Below are 19,078 nucleotides of genomic sequence, written 5' to 3'. Positions count from 1 at the left end.
ATTGACTTAAAAGTCAGCTTTTCCTAGATTCAGCTCCATCGCGCCCCGCCCAACAACAAGAAAGCCTGGAGGCATGCCTTGATCAGGTTCCTGCTCAACCGCGAGCTGCGTGTCGAAGACCGCCTCGACCCCAACCTCACCGTGCTCAACTACCTGCGCCAACACCTGGGCAAGACCGGCACCAAGGAGGGTTGCGCCTCCGGTGACTGCGGCGCCTGCACCGTGGTGGTCGGCGAGCTGGTCGGTGCCGAGGGCGCCGAACGCATCCGCTACCGCACCCTCAACTCTTGCCTGACCTTCGTTTCCGCGCTGCACGGCAAGCAGCTGATCGTGGTCGACGACCTCAAGCACCGCGGCGAACTGCACGGCGTGCAGCAGGCCATGGTCGACTGCCACGGCTCGCAGTGCGGCTTCTGCACCCCCGGCTTCGTCATGTCGCTGTTCGCCCTGCAGAAGAACAGCACCGGCGAAACCCACGAAGCACGCAAGGCCGAGGCCCACGAAGCGCTGGCCGGCAACCTGTGCCGCTGCACCGGCTACCGGCCGATCCTCGACGCCGCCGAGCAGGCCTGCTGCCAGAAGCGCCCGGACCAGTTCGACGCCGCGCAGGAGCAGACCATCGCCCAGCTCAAGGCCATCGCCCCGCGCGAGACCGCCGAGCTGAACAGCGGCGACAAGCGCTGCCTGCTGCCGCGGACCATCGCCGACCTGGCCGACCTCTACAGCGCCAACCCGCAGGCGCGCCTGCTGGCCGGCGGTACCGACCTGGCCCTGGAAGTCACCCAGTTCCACCGCGAGCTGCCGGTGATGATCTACGTCGGCCATGTCGAGGAGATGAAGCGCGTCGAGGTCTTCGCCGACCGCATCGAACTGGGCGCCGCCGCCGCGCTGACCGACTGCTACCAGGCCCTGGCCCACGACTACCCGGACTTCGGCGAGCTGCTGCACCGCTTCGCCTCGCTGCAGATCCGCAACCAGGGCACCCTCGGCGGCAACATCGGCAACGCCTCGCCCATCGGCGACTCGCCGCCGCTGCTGATCGCCCTGGGCGCGCGCATCGTGCTGCGCAAGGGCAGCGACAGCCGCGAACTGCCGATCGACGAATACTTCATCGACTACAAGGTCACCGCGCGCCAGGAAGGCGAGTTCATCGAGAAGGTCATCGTCCCGCGCCCGCAGGCCAACCAGGCGTTCCGCGCCTACAAGGTGTCCAAGCGCCTGGACGACGACATCTCGGCGGTCTGCGCGGCCTTCAGCATCACGGTGGAGAACTGCCGCATCAGCGCCGTGCGCAGCGGCTTCGGCGGCATGGCGGCGATCCCCAGGCGCGCCCGCGCCTGCGAGGCCGCGCTGCTCGGCCAGCCGTTCAATGCCGCCACTTTCGAACGCGCCGCACAGGCCCTGGGCGAGGACTTCACCCCGCTCTCGGACTTCCGCGCCAGCAAGGAATACCGCCTGCTCACCGCGCAGAACCTGCTGCGCAAATGCTTCCTCGAACTGGAAGCGCCCCAGGCCGTGACTCGGGTGACCGCCTATGCATAAGCACAACAAGACCCAGGAAGAACTCCAGGCGCTGTTCCGCGCCGACCTCACCACCGGCGTGGGCAAGAGCGTCAAGCACGAGAGCGCGCCCAAGCACGTCAGCGGCGAAGCGGTGTACATCGACGACCGCCTGGAATTCCCCAACCAGCTGCACGTCTACGCCCGCATGAGCGACCGCGCCCACGCGCGCATCACCCGGCTGGACGTCAGCCCCTGCTACGACTTCCCCGGGGTGGCCATCGCCATCACCAAGGACGACGTGCCCGGCCAGCTGGACATCGGCCCGGTGGTCGCCGGCGACCCGCTGCTGGCCGACGGCAAGGTCGAGTACCTCGGGCAGATGGTCATCGCGGTGGCCGCCGACAGCCTGGAGACCGCGCGCAAGGCGGCCATGGCCGCGATCATCGAGTACGAGGACCTGGAACCGGTGCTCGACGTGGTCGAGGCGCTGCGCAAGAAGCATTTCGTGCTCGACAGCCACCAGCACCGCATCGGCGATTCCGCCGCGCAACTGGCCAGCGCGCCGCACCGCATCCAGGGCACCCTGCACATCGGCGGCCAGGAGCACTTCTACCTGGAAACGCAGATTTCCTCGGTGATGCCCAGCGAGGACGGCGGCGTGATCGTCTACACCTCCACGCAGAACCCCACCGAGGTGCAGAAGCTGGTGGCCGAGGTGCTGGGCATCTCCTTCAACAAGGTGGTGATCGACATGCGCCGCATGGGCGGCGGCTTCGGCGGCAAGGAAACCCAGGCCGCGGCGCCCGCCTGCCTGTGCGCGGTGATCGCGCGCCTGACCGGGCGCCCGGCGAAGATGCGCCTGCCGCGCGTGGAAGACATGCAGATGACCGGCAAGCGCCACCCCTTCTACGTCGAGTACGACGTCGGCTTCGACGACGACGGCCTGCTGCACGGCATCCAGATCGAGCTGGCCGGCAACTGCGGCTACTCGCCGGACCTCTCCGGCTCCATCGTCGACCGCGCCATGTTCCACTCGGACAACGCCTACTTCCTCGGCAACGCCACCATCAACGGCCACCGCTGCAAGACCAACACCGCATCGAACACCGCCTACCGCGGCTTCGGCGGCCCGCAGGGGATGGTCGCCATCGAGGAAGTGATGGACGCCGTGGCCCGCCACCTGGGCAAGGACCCGCTGGAAGTGCGCAAGCGCAACTACTACGGCAAGGACGAGCGCAACGTCACCCACTACCACCAGCAGGTGGAGCACAACCTCATCGAGGAAATGACCGCCGAGCTGGAAGCCAGCGCCGAGTACGCCAGGCGCCGCGCCGAAATCCGCGCGTTCAACGCGAACAGCCCGGTGCTCAAGAAGGGCCTGGCGCTGACCCCGGTGAAATTCGGCATCAGCTTCACCGCCACCTTCCTCAACCAGGCCGGCGCGCTGATCCACATCTACACCGACGGCAGCATCCACCTGAACCACGGCGGCACCGAGATGGGCCAGGGCCTGAACACCAAGGTGGCGCAGGTGGTGGCGGAAGTCTTCCAGGTCGACATCGACCGCGTGCAGATCACCGCGACCAACACCGACAAGGTGCCCAACACCTCGCCGACCGCCGCCTCCAGCGGCGCCGACCTCAACGGCAAGGCCGCGCAGAACGCCGCCGAGACCATCAAACAGCGCCTGGTGGAATTCGCCGCCAGGCACTGGAAGGTCACCGAGGAGGATGTCGAGTTCCGTAACAACCAGGTGCGCGTGCGCGACCTGATCCTGCCGTTCGAGGAGCTGATCCAGCAGGCCTACTTCGGCCAGGTGTCGCTGTCCTCCACCGGCTTCTACCGCACGCCGAAGATCTACTACGACCGCGAGAAGGCCGCCGGCCGGCCGTTCTACTACTTCGCCTTCGGCGTGTCCTGCTCGGAGGTGATAGTCGACACCCTCACCGGCGAGTACCGCATGCTGCGCACCGACATCCTCCACGACGTGGGCGACTCGCTGAACCCGGCCATCGACATCGGCCAGGTGGAAGGCGGCTTCGTCCAGGGCATGGGCTGGCTGACCATGGAAGAGCTGGTGTGGAACGCCAAGGGCAAACTGATGACCAATGGCCCGGCCAGCTACAAGATCCCGGCCATCGCCGACATGCCGCTGGATTTGCGGGTGAAGCTGGTGGAGAACCGCAAGAACCCGGAGCAGACGGTGTTCCACTCCAAGGCCGTGGGCGAGCCGCCGTTCATGCTCGGCATCTCGGTGTTCTGCGCCATCAAGGACGCCGTGGCCAGCCTGGCGGACTACCGGGTGCAGCCGCAGATCGACGCCCCGGCGACGCCGGAGCGGGTGCTCTGGGGGGTGGAGCAGATGCGCAGGCTGAAAGCCGAGCAGGCCGCTGAACCACAAACCACCGCCGAACCGGCATGACCCGTAGGGCGGATAACCGTTCGCGGTTATCCGCCGCTTGACCGTGGCCACACCTCGCTCGAAGCCAGCCCGAAACACCTGTTGCAGGCCGCGCCAGGCTCGATCACGAAGTTGACGATAAACAAGGTGTATCGGCGTACAACCGCGAACGGTTGTACGCCCTACGCTCCATGAACCTTCCGAGGTAGACGCCATGAACTGGATCAGCGCCCTCGCCGACCTGCAGCAACGCGGCGAAGCCGCCGTGCTGGTGACCATCATCGAGGAGCGCGGCTCCACGCCGCGCAACGCCGGCTCGAAGATGGTGGTCGGCGCCGAGAAGCTGTACGACACCATCGGCGGCGGCCACCTGGAGTACAAGGCCCAGCAGATCGCCCGCGAGATGCTCGAGCAGCGCAGCCAGCAGCCGCGCCTGGAGCGCTTCAGCCTGGGCGCCAGCCTCGGCCAGTGCTGCGGCGGCGCCACCGTGCTGCTGTTCGAGCCCATGGGCCAGCCCCAGGCGCACATCGCGGTGTTCGGCGCCGGCCACGTCGGTCGCGCGCTGGTGCCGCTGCTGGCCAGCCTGCCGTGCAAGGTGCGCTGGATCGACTCGCGCGACGCCGAATTCCCCGAGGCGATTCCGGCCGGGGTGGAGAAGGTACTGAATGACGAAGTGCTCGATGAGGTCGAGAATATGCCGGCGGGCAGCTACTACATCGTCATGACCCACAACCACGCGCTGGACCTGGAGCTGACCGCGTCGATACTCAAGCGCAACGACTTCGGCTACTTCGGCCTGATCGGCTCGGACACCAAGCGCGCCAAGTTCGAACACCGCCTGCGCGACCGCGGCTTCGCCAGCGAGAGCGTGCAGCGCATGCGCTGCCCCATGGGCATAGCCGAGGTGAAGGGCAAGCTGCCGGTGGAGATCGCCGTGTCCATCGCCGGCGAAGTGATCGCCACCTACAACGCCAGCTTCGGCCAGGAAAAGGCCAGCGGCGAGAACAGCGTATCCCGGCTGCTACCCAGCAGCCGCCGGGCGCGCACCGCCGAGAGCGGTGCCTGACATAGAGACCGTGATGGGTGGAGCACAGCGATACCCATCGATTCCCAGATCGAGAGAACAGCATGACAACCACAGCCTACCGCGCCAGCATCCTGCACAGCGTCGCCGACCCGGCCGAAGTCGGCGTCGACAAGTCCTACCAGTACTTCGAGGACGGAATCCTGCTGGTGGAGGACGGCAAGGTCGCCCGCCTCGGCCACGCCGCCGAGCTGCTGCCGCAACTGGGCGGCGTGGACGTGGTGGAATACCGCGACGCGCTCATCACCCCCGGCTTCATCGACACCCACATCCACTACCCGCAGACCGGCATGATCGCCTCCTATGGCGAGCAGCTGCTGGACTGGCTGAACACCTACACCTTCCCCACCGAGAAGCAGTTCGCCGACCCGGCCCACGCCGCCGACGTCGCCGGCATCTTCCTCGAGGAACTGCTGCGCAACGGCACCACCACCGCCCTGGTGTTCGGCAGCGTGCACCCGCAGTCGGTGGACGCGCTGTTCGGCGCTGCCGAGAAGCTCGACCTGCGGCTGATCGCCGGCAAGGTGATGATGGACCGCAACGCCCCGGACTACCTGACCGACACCGCCGAGAGCAGCTACCGCGACAGCAAGGCGCTGATCGAGCGCTGGCACGGCAAGGGCCGCCTGCTCTACGCGGTGACCCCGCGCTTCGCGCCGACCAGCACCCCGGAACAGCTGGACGCCGCCGGGCGCCTGCTCAGGGAGCACCCGGGCGTGTACCTGCACACCCACCTGTCGGAGAACCGCAAGGAGATCGAGTGGGTGAAGGAACTGTTCCCCGAGCGCAGCGGCTACCTGGATGTCTACGACCACCACGGCCTGCTCGGCGCGCGCTCGGTGTTCGCCCACGGCGTGCACCTGTGCGACAGCGAGTGCCAGCGCCTGGCCGAGACCGGTTCGGCGGTGGCCTTCTGCCCCACCTCCAACCTGTTCCTCGGCAGCGGCCTGTTCGACCTGGCGAAGCTTGAGAAGCACAAGGTCAAGGTCGGCCTGGGCACCGACGTCGGTGCCGGCACCAGCTTCTCCCAGCTGCAGTCGCTGAACGAGGCCTACAAGGTCATGCAGCTGCAGGGCATCAAGCTCGACCCCTTCAAGTCGCTGTACCTGGCCACCCTCGGCGGCGCCCGCGCGCTGGAACTGCAGGACAAGGTGGGCAGCTTCGCCCAGGGCAACGAGGCGGACTTCGTGGTGCTGGACTACAAGGCCACCCCGCTGCTGGACTACCGCCTGCGCCAGGCGAAGAGCCTGGAAGAAAAGCTCTTCGCCCTGATCATCCTCGGCGACGACCGCGCGGTGCGCGCGACCTACGCCCACGGCCGCGCGGTGCACCAGCGCGGCTGACCCTTACGGTCGCGCCGGCCGGGCCCTTGCTCAGGACCACCCGCCGGCGGGGCCGCTTTTATCCCGCCGCCCCGGAGCCGAACCGTAGGGCGCATAACGCCCCAGGCGTTATCCGCCGTTTGGCCTTGGTCCCAGGCCGCTCGGCGTCGAGCACGAAGCCCCCCGGCCCAACGGCGCATTCAGCGATGAGAAAGGTGAGGCGGCGGATAACCGCGAACGGTTATTCGCCCTACGTTTGCCGGGGGCTTCGTGCCATGCAAGAGCCCCTCTCCCCAACCCTCTCCCTGAAGGGAGAGGGGGCTTGTCCGTGCCGAGAGGAGGAATGGTTTCAGCTGGAAACCGCTGGAGCTGCCGGCTAACGCCAGAATACCCAACCCTGCCCAACGGTCCCCTCTCCCTTCAGGGAGAGGGTTAGGGAGAGGGAGCGGAATCCCCCCAGAACACCGCAGCCACCGGGAAACACCATTCGCGAGCAAGCTCGCTCCTACGAGAAGCCGTGCTCGCCGGCAACGGTAGGAGCGGATTCATCCGCGATCCGCGCCTGCACCCGGTCCATCGCGGACGGAGTCCGCTCCTACAAAAGCCCCGCGCTACCCCCGCACCTCCACCAGCACCGGACAGGGCGCCCGCTCGATCACCCGCTGCCCCACCGACGGGTCCAGCAGCCGCTCGATACGCCCCAGGTGGCGATGGCCGATGACGATCAGGTCGCAGGTCAGGCGCTCGGCCTCGCGCAGGATGGCCCGCGCCGGGTCGCCGGCCAGCACCCTCCCCGTGGCGCGGCCCGCCGGCAGTTGCGCGATGGCGGCTTCCACCAGGGCCTGGGCCTCGTGCTGCTCGTGCTCGGCCGGCGGGTAGTCGAGCACGTCCGGCTGCGGCAGGGCGAAGGCGCGGTCGACCACGCAGACCACCTCCAGATGCGGCGCGCCGACCTCGGCCATCTCCGCGGCCAGGGCGACGATCCGCTGCGACTGGGACGCGCCATCGATGGCGACCAGGATGCGTTCGAACATGGAGCCTTCCTCTTCTGTAACGGCGAACGCCGGTCATTCTTCGGCCCCATGGCGGGTGCGTAAAGGCACCTTGGCTGCACGCCAGAGTTGCACCAGACGCACGTATGGCCGAGCATCCCCGGCAACGAACGCTTCCGGAGGCGCCATGGCCCTGCCCGACCTCAACCTGCTGGTCGCCCTCAACGTGCTGCTCGAAGAAGGCAGCGTGGTCGGTGCCGCGCGCCGCCTGCACCTCAGCCCGCCGGCCATGAGCCGTACCCTGGGGCGCATCCGCGAGGCGGTGGGCGACCCCATCATGGTCCGCGCCGGGCGCAACCTGGTGCCCACCCCGCGGGCCCTGCAGCTGCGCGAGGAAGTGGCGCACCTGGTGGAGCAGGCCACCCGTCTGTTCAATGCCCGCGAGAACCTGCGCATGGACCAGCTGGAGCGCTGCTTCGTGCTGCGCTCGAACAACGTGCTGGTGGGCGGCTTCGCCGCGCGCATGCTGGCGGTGATGCGCGAGGAGGCGCCGCGCTGCACCCTGCGCCTGGTCCCGGAAGCGGACATCGACGACGAGGCCCTGCGGCAGAACCGCATCGACCTCTACCTCGGCGCCACCTCCACCCTGGAGCCGGAAATCCGCACCCAGACGCTGTTCACCACCAGCTTCGTCGGCCTGGCCCGGCGCGACCACCCGATCTTCGACGGCGAGATCACCCCCGAGCGCTTCGTCGCCTACCCGCAGATCAGCGTGTCGCGCCGCGGCCGCGCCACCGGGCCGCTGGACGACGCCCTGGCCGACCTCGGCCTGCGCCGTGACATCCGCCTGATCACCCCGACCTTCCATTCCTCGATCTTCGCCCTGCTGGAGTCCGACCTGGTGCTGCCCATCGCCGAGCATTCGCTGTGGCGCCTGGACCGCCTGGGCCTGGCCCTGCGCAAGTTCGACATCCCGCTGCCGCTGAAGACGGTGGTGGTGATCCAGGCCTGGCACCCGCGCTTCGACAACGACCCGGCGCACCGCTGGCTGCGGCAGACGGTGAAGCGGGTGTGCACCGAGCTGCGGGAAAGCTCGGGCGTGCTGCCGTGATGGCCGATTAGTGCATAGAACGCACTGATTTGTTTTGGACATTTCAATTTTCACACTGATCGGCGCTCCCTAGACTGGGCCAAACACCAGAATCCAGTGACGCCATGCCTTGCCCGACCCCGTGCGCGACCCGCGGCCTCCTTCGCGAGGCCCGGCCATGACCGCCGCCCTCACACCGCTCGCCAACCCGTCCGCCGCCCAGCCGGCCAGGCCCGCCGCGCAGCCCTTCGGCCCGCGCATCCTGGTGGGCATGCTCGGCGTGCTGGTCGCCTCGCTCAGCGCCGGGCTCAACGACAAGGTCACCGACCTGGCGATGACCGACGTGCGCGGAGCACTCGCCATCGGCCACGACGAAGGCACCTGGCTGCTGGCGCTGTACGCCGCCTTCCAGGTCGCCGCCATGGCCTTCGCGCCCTGGTTCTCGGTGACCTTCTCGCTGCGCCGTTTCACCCTCGGCGCCATCGTCGCCTTCGCCCTGCTGGCGCTGCTCTGCCCCTTCGCCCCCAACGTGCAGACGCTGTACCTGCTGCGTGCCCTGCAGGGCCTGGCCGGCGGCTGCCTGCCGCCGATGCTGATGACCGTGGCGCTGCGCTTCCTGCCGCCGGGCATCAAGCTCTACGGCCTGGGCGCCTATGCCCTGACCGCCACCTTCGCGCCCAACCTGGGCATGCCGCTGGCGGCGCTGTGGACCGAGTACGTCGGCTGGCAGTGGGTGTTCTGGCAGGTCATCCCGCTGTGCGCCTTCGCCCTGGCCGCGGTGGCCTGGGGCATCCCCCAGGACCCGCCGCGCCTGGAACGCTTCCGCCAGTTCGACTGGATAGGCGTGGCCCTCGGCCTGCCGGGCATCCTCATGCTGGTGCTGGGCCTGCTGCAGGGCGAGCGCCTGGACTGGTTCGAGTCCGACCTGGCCACCCTGCTGGTAGTGGGCGGCACAGCGCTGCTGGTGGCCTTCTTCCTCAACGAATGGACGCACCCGCTGCCGTTCTTCCGCCTGGACCTGCTCAAGCGGCGCAACCTCAGCCACTCGCTGCTGACCCTCGGCGGCATCCTGGTGGTGCTCGGCGCCTGCGCCGGCGTGCCGGCCTCGTACCTGGCCGCCGCCCACGGCTACCGCCCGCTGCAGAGCGCACCCATGGCCCTGCTGGTGGCCCTGCCGCAGTTGCTGACGCTGCCGCTGGTGGCCGGGCTGTGCAACATCCCCCGCGTCGACTGCCGCTGGGTGCTGGCCATCGGCATCGCCCTGTGCGGCCTCTCCGCCTACGGCATGAGCCAGCTGACCAGCGACTGGACGCGGGACAACTTCTACCTGCTGCTCAGCCTGCAGATCGTCGGCCAGCCCATGGCGGTGGTGCCGCTGCTGATGTCCGCCACCAGCGTGGTGGCGCCCATCGAAGGGCCCTTCGCCTCGGCCTGGTTCAACAGCGTGCGGGCCTTCGCCTCGGTGGTCGGCAGCAGCCTGGTGGGCATCCTAATGACCTGGCGCGAGCACTACCACTCCAACCGCCTGGTCGACCACCTCGGCGCCGTGCCCCAGGCCCTGGGCCTGCGCCTCGGGCAGCTCGACGGCGAGCTGCCGCGCCTGGCCGCCCAGGTCCACGGCCAGGCCAGCGTGCTGGCCGCCGCCGACACCCTCTGGTGCATGGCGTGGCTGGCCGCCGCCCTGCTCCCGCTGATCGCCGTGATGCCGCTGCGGGTCTACCCGCCGCGCCCGGTCGCCCCCGTTCACTGAAATCCGGAAAAGACACCATGTCCAAGACCGCCCTCACCCCCCGCCGCGCCAGCCTGCTGCTGGCCGCGGTCGTGCTGCTCGCCGCCCTGGCCTGGCTGCTGTTGCGCCTGCTCGGCCCGGAGCGCGAACAGAGCACCGACGATGCCTACGTGCATGCCGACTTCACCCTGGTGGCGCCCAAGGTCGCCGGCACCGTGGAAAGCGTGCGGGTGGAAGACAACCAGCCGGTGAAGGCCGGCCAGTTGCTGGCGCGCATCGATGCGCGCGACTACCGGGCCGCGCTGGCCGCCGCCGAGGCCGACCTGCTCTCGGCGCGGGCGCGCCTGCGCCACGTCGGCGCCGACCTGGAGCGCCAGCAGGCGGTGATCGCCCAGAGCGCCGCCCAGGTCGAGGCCGACCAGGCCAGCCAGCGCTTCGCCCGCCAGGAACTGGAGCGCTACCAGAGCCTCGCCAGCCGGGGCGCTGGTACCCTGCAGAACGCCCAGCAGGCGCGCTCGCGCCTGGACAACGCCCAGGCCGCCCTGGACAAAGCCCGCGCCGCCCACCTGGCCGCACGCAAGCAGCTGGAAGTGCTGCAGGCCCAACAGATGGAGGCGCAGAGCGCGGTGCAGCGCACCCAGGCGCAGCTCGAGCAGGCGCAGCTGAACCTGTCCTACTGCGAGATCCGCGCGCCCTTCGACGGCATGGTCGGCCGCCGCGGCGTGCGCGTCGGCGCCTACGTCACCCCGGGCAGCCCGCTGCTGGCGGTGGTGCCGCTGCAGCAGGCCTACGTGGTCGGCAACTTCCAGGAAACCCAGCTCACCGAGGTGCGCCCCGGCCAGGCCGTCAGCGTGCGCGTCGACACCTTCCCCGGCGCGGTGCTGCGCGGCCACGTCGACAGCATCGCCCCAGCCACCGGCCTGAGCTTCGCGCCCATCGCCCCGGACAACGCCACCGGCAACTTCACCAAGGTGGTGCAGCGCATCCCGGTGAAGATCGTCCTGGAACCGGACCAGGCGCTGCTGGCCCGCCTGCGCGTGGGCATGTCGGTGGTCGCCAGCATCGACACCGCGTCCGCCGGCGGCGAACGGGTGGCCGCGCAATGAAGCACGCCCCGCTCCTGCTCGCCTGCCTGGCCCTGGGCGCCTGCACGCTCGGCCCGGACTTCCGCCGGCCCGACGCCCAGGCGCCGGCCGCCTGGAACGCCAAGGGCGACGACGTCGCCAGCCGCCCCGCCGACGGCGCCGTGGAAAGCCGCTGGTGGCGCCTGTTCGACGACCCGCAGCTGGACCGCCTGCAGGCCCGCGTGGCCGCCGGCAACCTCGACCTGCAGGCCGCCGCCGCGCGCCTGGAGCAGAGCCGGGCAATCCGCCAGGCGCTGGGCGCCGATGCCGTGCCGCAGGTGGACGGCAACGCCGGCTACGCCCGCCAGCGCAACAGCGAGGTGGGCCTGTCCGACCCGTCCGGCGAGGGCGGCCGGCACAACTTCAACCAGCTCGACGCCGGCTTCACCCTGTCCTGGGAGCTGGACCTGTGGGGCCGCGTGCGCCGCGAGCTGGAGGCCGCCGACGCGCAGGTGCGGGCCAGCGAGGAAAGCCGCCATGACGTGCTGGTGGCGGTACTGGCCGAAAGCGCCCGCGACTACGTGCAGCTGCGCGGCGAACAGGGCCGCGAGGCAATCCTGCGCGGCAACCTGGAGATCGCCCGGCACAGCCTGGAGCTGACCCGGCTACGCCGCGCCGAGGGCGTGGCCACCGAGCTGGACGTCGCCGAGGCCAAGGCCCAGGTGGCGGTGATCGAGTCGCAGCTGCCCGGCAGCCAGAAGCGCCAGGCGCGCCTGCTCAACGCCCTGGCCTACCTGCTCGGCGAGGAACCCGGCGCCCTGGCCGGCGAGCTGGCGCAGGCCAGGCCCATCCCGCGCCCACCGCAAGCGGTGCCGGTGGGCCTACCCGCGGAGCTGGCCCGGCGCCGCCCGGACATCCGCCAGGCCGAGGCCGTGCTGCACGCCGCCACCGCCAGCATCGGCGTGGCCCGGGCGGACTTCTACCCACGCATCAGCCTCAACGGCGACTTCGGCTTCCAGGCCCTGCAACTGGCCAATTTCGGCGACTGGAACAGCCGCACCTTCGGCATCGGCCCCAGCCTGCACCTGCCGATCTTCGAGGGCGGCCGGCTGAAGGGCACCCTCGCCCTGCGCGAGGCGCAGCAGCAGGAAGCGGCCATCGCCTACCGGCGCACGGTGCTCAACGCCTGGCGCGAGGTGGACGACGCGCTCAACGACTACGCCGCCGACCAGCGCGAGCTGGCGGCCCTGGACGAGGCGGTGGAACACGGCCGCACGGCCCTGGCCAATGCGCGCGAGCAGTACAAGGCCGGCGCGGTGGACTTCCTCAACGTGCTGAGCGCCCAGCGCGAGCTGCTGGCCAGCGAGGAACGCCAGGTGCGCAGTAGCGAGGCGGTGGGGGTGAATCTGGCGCTGCTTTATAAGGCGTTGGGTGGCGGCTGGGAGCAGGAGCCCGCGGGATCGTAGGGCGAATAACCGTTCGCGGTTATCCGCCGCCTGACCTTGGCCCCACGCAGCTCCGGCCTCGGCCTCGAAGCCGGGAGCGAGATGGGTGTAACGGCGTACAACCGCGAACGGTTGTACGCCCTACGCTTGCCGGGGGGGTTGTGCGATGCGAGAGCACCCTCTCCCCAGCCCTCTCCCTGAAGGGAGAGGGGGCTAGTCCTCTGCCAGCTGAAATAACAGAGTACTCCTGTAATTACCGGCTGACGCTTGACTATCGCCCAGCTCCGAACGGTCCCCTCTCCCTTCAGGGAGAGGGTTAGGGAGAGGGAGCGGAGTCAACCCGAGACACCGCAGCCTCCGGGAAACTCCATTCGCGAGCAAGAACTAGGCGTCCCCCTCGCTCCTACGAAGAGCCCTAGCGCGAGGCCTTCCTCCGCAGCGCCGCCGGGCTGAACTCGGCCACGTCCGGGGCCGGCTTGCTGAAGTCGGCGGTGCCGGGCTCCTCGTTATCCAGCCACTGCACGCTGTAGCGGCGCGACTGCAAGTCGTGGAAGGTATCCAGGGCGGTCCAGACCATGGGTTGCTCGTAGAAGTTCTTCAGGTAGGCCATGGAGACGCGCCACAACTCGCCGCGGCCGTCGTACTGGTCGACCACCGCCGCACCCCAGCTGTCCTCGTCGAGGTACAGGGTGCGCTTGCTGTAGATGTGCCGCGCGCCGGGCTTGAGCTTGCCTTCCACCACCCACACCCGGTGCAGTTCGTAGCGGGTGTATTTCGGGTTGATGTGGCTGGGGGTGAGCAGGTCCTTGTATTTCACCTCGGGGCTGGTGACCAGGTAGTTGTTGTAGGGGATGTAGATCTCCTTCTTGCCTACCAGGGTCCAGTTGTAGCGGTCCGGCGCGCCGTTGTACATGTCGGTGTCGTCGGCGGTGCGCAGGCCGTCGGAGTCCTCGATCGGGGTGTCGTAGGCCAGCGTCGGGGCGCGCCGCACGCGGCGTTGGCCGGGGCTGTAGCCCCAGGCCTGGCGCGGTTCCTTGACCTGGTCGAGGGTCTCCTGCACCAGCGCGCCCTCGCCCGCCAGGCGCGCCGGGGCGGTGGTGAAGGTCATGTAGTAGAACAGGGTGTTGCCCAACTGGTCGAAGCTGCCCTTGGGGTCGTAGAAGCGGAACAGCGCGGCGTCCTGGCTGGTGACCAGCGAGTAGGCGCCGTTGCGCTGCACGCCGGTCTGCGCCGAGCGCCGCTCGATGTAGCTGCCGCGGTAGCGGGCGATGTGGTTCCACAGCGCCTCCAGGCCGCTCTGCGGGATCGGGAACGGCACCCCGCCGTAGGCGTCGGCGAAGCCGTTGCCGCCTTCCACCAGCTTGCCGCTGGTGGCATTCCTGAAGGTGTTGTCGTACACCCATTGCGGCGCCGCGCCGCTGCGGCGGGTCTGGTACACCGGCATCTGGAAGCTGTCCGGGTAGGTGTTGAACAGGGCGACCTGGCCGGGGGTCAAGTGCGCCTTGTACTGCTCCAGGTTGGCCTTGGTGATGGTGAACTGCGGCTTGTCGCCGGCGAAGGGGTCGACGTGGTGGCTGCCCGGGCCCTTGTAGCCGGCCGGGGCCTGGGTCAGGCCGCCGCTCCAGGCGGGGATGGTGCCGGCGGCGTTGCCGGCCTTCTCGGCGCCCAGGGGGGTCAGGCTGCTCTTGAGCTGCGCGGCCTGGTCGGCGCTCACCGCCGCGCGGGCATCGGTCGCCGCCAGGGCCGCCAGGGCCAGCAGCGCGATCATGGGTTTCTTGGCGATCATGCGAGTCTCCATCACCTGGCTGATCAGAACGAGTACTTGGCGCTGACCGAGACGTTGTCGCGGTCACGCATGGAGTTGTTCACCCCGGCGCCGTAGTAGTTGGTGTACTGCATGCCCACCTGGAAGCTGTTCAGGTAGGTGGCGTCGGCGCCCAGGGTGTAGGCCTTGCGCCCTTCGATGAAGTTGCCGGTGCGGTCCGAGTTGCCCTTGAAGTCGTCCTGGTAGACCACGTAGGGGCTGAGCTTCACGCCGGCGAACACGTCGTTCCAGGTGCCGCTGAGCAGCAGGGTGTAGCCGTAGCTGTCGCGGCTGATCTGGTCGCCGTCGTCGGAGCCGCCGACGTAGGACTTGTCCTGGGCGCCGACGAATTTGCGCTTGCTGCCGTCCCAGGCGGTGTATTCCAGGCTGCTGCCGCGGATGAACTCGCCGGCGACCTCGGCCACGCCCACCACCGAGTCGAAGGTCATGTGCGGGCCGAAGTTGTAGATGCCGGTCAGCGAGGCGTTGTAGGTCTCGGCGCGCTCGTAGTTCTGGAACAGCGAGCCACGGCACAGCTGCTTGCCGGACACCGCCGCGCAGGCCTGGTCGGCCGGGGTGTTGGCGTCGTAGAGGTTGGTCAGGCCGAGCACGCCCTGGGTCAGCAGGTCGCCGAGCAGGTCGTTGGTGGCCGAGATGCTGATCGGCATGTTCGGCCGGTAGGCCAGCTCGCCGGCCACCGAGGCGTCGCCCAGGGTGGTGTTGAAGCTGAAGCCGTACATGCGGATGTCTTCGACGTAGTCGCGCCGCGCCTGGGCGTTGCTGGCCAGGTCCAGGGTGGCCAGGCCGGGCACCGCCTCGCCCAGGCCCAGCGGGCCGAGCACGCCATTGAGGGCGGCGATGTCGGCGCCCTGGTAGCTGCGCAGGTCCACCGCCACCTGGGGTTCCTTGGCGTGGTAGTTGACGAAGTACAGGCCGAACTCGGTGGAGTTGAGCTGCTCGGCGATGTAGCGGAAGGCCACGCCGTATTCGCCGCTGTCGCGGGCGTCGAGGTCCTTGCCGACGCTGGCCACCTTGAAGGTGCCGGTGTTGGGGTTCAGGTAGGCGTTCGGGCCGGCCGGGCCGTTGCCGAGCAGGCCGAGCCCGGCCACCAGCGGGTAGCCGGCCAGCAGCTGCTTGAACTCCGGGCTGTCCTCGGTGGTGTAGGCGATGTCGCCGCCGTCGGCGAACAGGTCGGTGTCGGAGAAGTAGGTGCCCACCGGGTCCAGGCGCGTCTCCTTCCACTTCCACTGGTAGTAGCTTTCCATCGACAGGTTGTCGGTCAGCCCGAGGTTGAAGCTCAGCGCCTCCACCGGCACCAGCACTTCCTTGAGCTCCGAGCCCGGCAGGTGGAAGCGCGAGGCGTCCACCGGGTTGATGGTGTTGATGCCGCCGCGGTAGAAGGTGCTCTCGCCCCAGTTCAGCACCTGGCGGCCGACGCGCCCGGTGACCGGGTGCTCGGCGACGTCCCAGTCGCCCGAGAGGTAGGCGTCGAGCAGCTCGGCCTTGCGCCCGGCTATATGGCGGGTGTCCTGGGTGAAGCGGTCGTCGTCGGGGTAGGACTGGCTGGGGCGCTCGACGCCGTCGGTGGTGCTCAGGTAGTCGTTGCGCTTGTCCATGATCTGCGTGTCGTAGTAGGCGGTGCCACGCATGAACAGGCCGTAGTTCTGGTACTTGGCCGAGAGGTCCGAGGTGATCTTGAACACCTGGGAGACCAGGCCCTTATCGAAGTTGCGGTTGCCGTCGTCGGTGTTGATGTCATCTATGTTCTCGGTCCCGCGGCCCTGCACGCGCCACATGGCGCCGTACGACAGGGTACTGTCCAGCGAGCCGGTGAGCTGGTTGTCGGCGAAGCTGAATTCGACGGCCTGGGCACTGCCCGCCACCAGCAACGGCAGCAGCCCCATGAGCGCGCCGGCTCGCCTGGGCGCCCAGAACGCCTGGCAGCCCCAACCCCTTTCGATGCACGTACGACGGTTCATCGAAGCATTACCTCCATGACGGCCAAGATTTATCGCCCCGGGCATTGCGTCCGGCGCTGTTCTTATTCGTTTCTCGGCTGCTGGCCAGTGGCCCAGCAGTACAGCTCCACAGTGGCGCTTGCCGGCGCCCGCTGGCTCCTCTGGCGAATCCCCTGCACGCGGATTTTGGCACTATCGTGCAAGCAAGGTAACAAACTGTTTCCCCACTTGCCAACCCGAAAGCATGAACGCCCATGCCGCCGGCCATCGCACGAAAGCGCGATCCAGACGGATTGGACTTCAGGCAACGAAGGCTCCGCAATGACAGGTCGCGCCACTGCGACTCACAAATCTGACCATTGGGACGACCACGGCAGGCCGTCGGCGACCGAAAGGTACGGGCGGTGCCGGCCCGCGCCCAGGCGCAGCGGTGCGGCGGCGAGCGGCTATCCTATGGCCATAGCCCACCGGAAGCCTCGCCATGACCGCCGCCCCCTTCGCCATCCGCCCCCACGCCGACGAGGTCGAGGGCATGCCCATCCTGCGTGCCCTGCCCTCCGCGCAGTTCCGCAGCATCGGCCCCTTCGTGTTCTTCGACCACATGCTGGCCACCGACTTCGCGCCGGGCCAGGGCATGAACATCAACCAGCACCCGCACATCGGCCTGTCCACCCTCACCTACCTGTTCGAAGGCCAGGTGCAGCACAAGGACAGCCTGGGCTCGGACCAGTTGGTGCTACCCGGCGACGTCAGCTGGATGACCGCCGGGCGCGGCGTCGCCCACGTCGAACGCACCCCGCAGGCCCTGCGCGAGCGCGGTTCGCGCCTGCACGGGCTGCAGCTCTGGCTGGCCCTGCCGCAGGCCGAGGAAGGCCGCGAGCCGAGCTACAGCCACCACCCCGTGGCCAGCCTGCCGCAGAGCGAGAGCCTGGGCGTGCGCATCCGCCTGATCGCCGGCAGCGGCTTCTGCCTGGCCTCGCCGGTGCCGGTGCTGTCGCCGACGCTGTATGCCGACATCGAGATGGTCGCCGGCAGCACCCTGACGCTGCCGCCCGAGCATCCGCAACGGGCGCTCTACCTGCTGGAGGGCGAGGCCCTGCTGGACGACGACCCCGTGCCGCTGCGCCAGCTGCTGGTCCTGCCCGAGGGCGAAAGCCCGGTGCTGAGCGCCTGCGCCGACTGCCGCGCGGTGCTCATCGGCGGCGCGCCGCTGGACGGCCCGCGGCGGATGAACTGGAACTTCGTCGCCAGCGCCCCCGCGCTGATCGACGACGCCCGCCGGCGCTGGGCCGCCGGCGACTGGCCGAAGGTGCCCGGCGAAAGCGAGCGCATCGAGCTGCCGCGCTGAGCCGCGGCCCTCCCCCTTTCCCTCCACGACCTGGAGCTGCCATGCCAGAGCAGAATCGTCACGCCAGCGCACTCACGGTGCTCACCGTGCTCTTCTTCATGTGGGGCCTGATCACCTCGCTGAACGACGTGCTGGTGCCGCACCTGAAGGCGGTGTTCACCCTCAACTACGTGCAGGCGTCGCTGGTGCAGTTCAGCTTCTTCACCGCCTACTTCGTCATGTCCTTCCCGGCCGGCCGCCTGGTCGAGCGCCTGGGCTACAAGCGCGGGATCATCCTCGGCCTGGTCACTGCAGGCTTCGGCTGCTTGCTGTTCCTGCCGGCAGCTGGCGCGCAGTCCTACCCGGCGTTCCTCGCCGCGCTGTTCATCCTGGCCTCGGGTATCACCCTGCTGCAGGTGGCGGCCAACCCCTACGTCACCGTGCTCGGCAGCCCGCAGTCGGCCGCCAGCCGGCTGAACATGACCCAGGCCTTCAACTCCCTGGGCACCACCGTCGGCCCGCTGGTGGGCTCGGTGACCATACTCGCCATCGGCGCCGGCGCCGCCAGCGGGCTGGGCAGCGCCGCCGCCGAGGCCGACTCGGTGAAGACGCCCTACCTGGTGCTGGCCGCCCTGCTGTTCGCCATCGCCGTGCTGATCGGCCTGTTCCGCCTGCCGCAGATCACCCACGACGCGCCCAGCGACGGCGCGGCCGCCGGCAGGCATTCGCTGCTCGCCCACCGGCATCTGATATTCGGGGTGGTCGGCATCTTCGCCTACGTCGGCGCCGAGGTGGCCATCGGCAGCTACCTGGTCAGCCTGATGGGCCAGCCGGACATCGCCGGCCTGCCCGGCGAGCAGGCCAGCAAGTTCCTCTCGCTGTACTGGGGCGGCGCCATGGTCGGCCGCTTCATCGGCAGCGTGCTGATGCGCAGCATCCGCCCCAACCGCATCCTGGCCTTCAACGCGGTGACCAACGCCGTGCTGCTGGCGGTGGCCATCGGCGTGGGCGGCCACGTGGCGATGTGGGCGCTGATCCTCATCGGCCTGTTCAACTCGATCATGTTCCCGACCATCTTCTCCCTGGCCCTGGAAGGCCTGGGCAACCTGACCAGCAAGGGCTCGGGCCTGCTGTGCATGGCCATCGTCGGCGGCGCCCTGGTGCCGCTGGTGCAGGGCTTCTTCGCCGACCACATCGGCCTGCTGCATTCCTTCGCCATTCCGCTGGTGTGCTACCTGTACATCTGCTGGTTCGGCGCCCGCGGCTACCGGGCGGACGAGGCCAGGGCGACGCGGTTGGCGCAACCGTAGGGCGGATGATCGTTCGTGGTTATCCACCGTTGGCCGATGCGCGACGCAA

Annotated in this window: 13 protein-coding genes; 10 read left to right on the top strand and 3 right to left on the bottom strand. The window is 69.0% G+C overall.

Going from position 1 to position 19,078, the window contains the following annotated elements; genetic code table 11:
• The first annotated feature begins 78 nt into the window (after positions 1–78).
• From xdhA to guaD, 4 genes are all read left to right on the top strand, one after another.
• Positions 79–1,542, top strand: a complete 1,464-nt coding sequence (xdhA, locus tag DK254_RS23415; protein ID WP_109935697.1) for a xanthine dehydrogenase small subunit — start codon at positions 79–81, stop codon at positions 1,540–1,542.
• Entirely contained in the window at positions 1,535–3,925 is a 2,391-nt protein-coding gene (gene xdhB / locus DK254_RS23410; protein ID WP_109935696.1) for a xanthine dehydrogenase molybdopterin binding subunit, read from the top strand. The genes xdhA and xdhB overlap by 8 nt, the downstream gene beginning before the upstream one ends.
• 193 nt (positions 3,926–4,118) lie before the next feature.
• Entirely contained in the window at positions 4,119–4,970 is an 852-nt protein-coding gene (gene xdhC, locus DK254_RS23405; protein WP_109935695.1) for a xanthine dehydrogenase accessory protein XdhC, read from the top strand.
• A gap of 62 nt (positions 4,971–5,032) precedes the next feature.
• The gene (gene guaD, locus DK254_RS23400; protein WP_109935694.1) at positions 5,033–6,331 is read left to right on the top strand and encodes a guanine deaminase; all 1,299 of its coding nucleotides are present in this window, start codon (positions 5,033–5,035) and stop codon (positions 6,329–6,331) included.
• Positions 6,332–6,921: 590 nt separating this feature from the next.
• On the opposite strand, the gene DK254_RS23395 is transcribed toward guaD, so the two are convergent.
• Positions 6,922–7,344, bottom strand: coding sequence for a universal stress protein (locus tag DK254_RS23395; protein WP_109935693.1), 423 nt, complete (start codon positions 7,342–7,344; stop codon positions 6,922–6,924).
• A gap of 145 nt (positions 7,345–7,489) precedes the next feature.
• On the opposite strand from DK254_RS23395, the gene DK254_RS23390 reads away from it, so the two are divergent.
• The 4 genes from DK254_RS23390 (at position 7,490) to DK254_RS23375 (ending at position 12,651) form a co-directional block, all read left to right on the top strand.
• Positions 7,490–8,413, top strand: a complete 924-nt coding sequence (locus DK254_RS23390) for a LysR family transcriptional regulator (protein ID WP_109935692.1) — start codon at positions 7,490–7,492, stop codon at positions 8,411–8,413.
• A 157-nt stretch (positions 8,414–8,570) separates the two neighbouring features.
• Positions 8,571–10,142, top strand: a complete 1,572-nt coding sequence (locus DK254_RS23385) for an MFS transporter (RefSeq protein ID WP_109935691.1) — start codon at positions 8,571–8,573, stop codon at positions 10,140–10,142.
• Positions 10,143–10,159: 17 nt separating this feature from the next.
• Positions 10,160–11,227, top strand: a complete 1,068-nt coding sequence (locus DK254_RS23380; RefSeq protein WP_109935690.1) for an HlyD family secretion protein — start codon at positions 10,160–10,162, stop codon at positions 11,225–11,227.
• Entirely contained in the window at positions 11,224–12,651 is a 1,428-nt protein-coding gene (locus DK254_RS23375; protein ID WP_109935689.1) for an efflux transporter outer membrane subunit, read from the top strand. The genes DK254_RS23380 and DK254_RS23375 overlap by 4 nt, the downstream gene beginning before the upstream one ends.
• Positions 12,652–13,045: 394 nt before the next feature.
• Here the strand turns inward: DK254_RS23375 and DK254_RS23370 are convergent, their stop codons facing one another.
• Positions 13,046–14,416, bottom strand: a complete 1,371-nt coding sequence (locus DK254_RS23370; RefSeq protein ID WP_109935688.1) for a DUF1329 domain-containing protein — start codon at positions 14,414–14,416, stop codon at positions 13,046–13,048.
• 23 nt (positions 14,417–14,439) lie between these two features.
• Positions 14,440–16,413, bottom strand: a complete 1,974-nt coding sequence (locus DK254_RS23365; RefSeq protein WP_109935687.1) for a DUF1302 domain-containing protein — start codon at positions 16,411–16,413, stop codon at positions 14,440–14,442.
• 460 nt (positions 16,414–16,873) lie between these two features.
• Here DK254_RS23365 and DK254_RS23360 point away from each other — a divergent pair, with 460 nt between their 5' ends.
• Both DK254_RS23360 and DK254_RS23355 read left to right on the top strand, forming a co-directional pair.
• Positions 16,874–17,740, top strand: coding sequence for a pirin family protein (locus tag DK254_RS23360; RefSeq protein WP_109935686.1), 867 nt, complete (start codon positions 16,874–16,876; stop codon positions 17,738–17,740).
• A gap of 41 nt (positions 17,741–17,781) precedes the next feature.
• Positions 17,782–19,029: a sugar MFS transporter gene (locus tag DK254_RS23355; RefSeq protein WP_109935685.1), complete on the top strand. Its 1,248-nt coding sequence runs from the start codon at positions 17,782–17,784 to the stop codon at positions 19,027–19,029.
• Positions 19,030–19,078: the final 49 nt, after the last annotated feature.

It is taken from the genome of Pseudomonas sp. RW407 (genome assembly GCF_003176655.1).
Lineage (GTDB): Bacteria > Pseudomonadota > Gammaproteobacteria > Pseudomonadales > Pseudomonadaceae > Pseudomonas > Pseudomonas delhiensis.
Note: the sequence above shows the minus strand (reverse complement) of the source record. Positions and strands in the feature narration are given on the sequence as shown.

Bases quoted from the DNA above. Each gene is read 5' to 3' on its own strand.
- xdhB (WP_109935696.1), top strand. From the start codon at position 1,535: ATGCATAAGCACAACAAGACCCAGGAAGAACTCCAGGCGCTGTTCCGC.
- xdhC (WP_109935695.1), top strand. From the start codon at position 4,119: ATGAACTGGATCAGCGCCCTCGCCGACCTGCAGCAACGCGGCGAAGCC.
- guaD (WP_109935694.1), top strand. From the start codon at position 5,033: ATGACAACCACAGCCTACCGCGCCAGCATCCTGCACAGCGTCGCCGAC.
- DK254_RS23395 (WP_109935693.1), bottom strand. From the start codon at position 7,344: ATGTTCGAACGCATCCTGGTCGCCATCGATGGCGCGTCCCAGTCGCAG.
- DK254_RS23390 (WP_109935692.1), top strand. From the start codon at position 7,490: ATGGCCCTGCCCGACCTCAACCTGCTGGTCGCCCTCAACGTGCTGCTC.
- DK254_RS23385 (WP_109935691.1), top strand. From the start codon at position 8,571: ATGACCGCCGCCCTCACACCGCTCGCCAACCCGTCCGCCGCCCAGCCG.
- DK254_RS23380 (WP_109935690.1), top strand. From the start codon at position 10,160: ATGTCCAAGACCGCCCTCACCCCCCGCCGCGCCAGCCTGCTGCTGGCC.
- DK254_RS23375 (WP_109935689.1), top strand. From the start codon at position 11,224: ATGAAGCACGCCCCGCTCCTGCTCGCCTGCCTGGCCCTGGGCGCCTGC.
- DK254_RS23370 (WP_109935688.1), bottom strand. From the start codon at position 14,416: ATGATCGCCAAGAAACCCATGATCGCGCTGCTGGCCCTGGCGGCCCTG.
- DK254_RS23365 (WP_109935687.1), bottom strand. From the start codon at position 16,413: ATGAACCGTCGTACGTGCATCGAAAGGGGTTGGGGCTGCCAGGCGTTC.
- DK254_RS23360 (WP_109935686.1), top strand. From the start codon at position 16,874: ATGACCGCCGCCCCCTTCGCCATCCGCCCCCACGCCGACGAGGTCGAG.
- DK254_RS23355 (WP_109935685.1), top strand. From the start codon at position 17,782: ATGCCAGAGCAGAATCGTCACGCCAGCGCACTCACGGTGCTCACCGTG.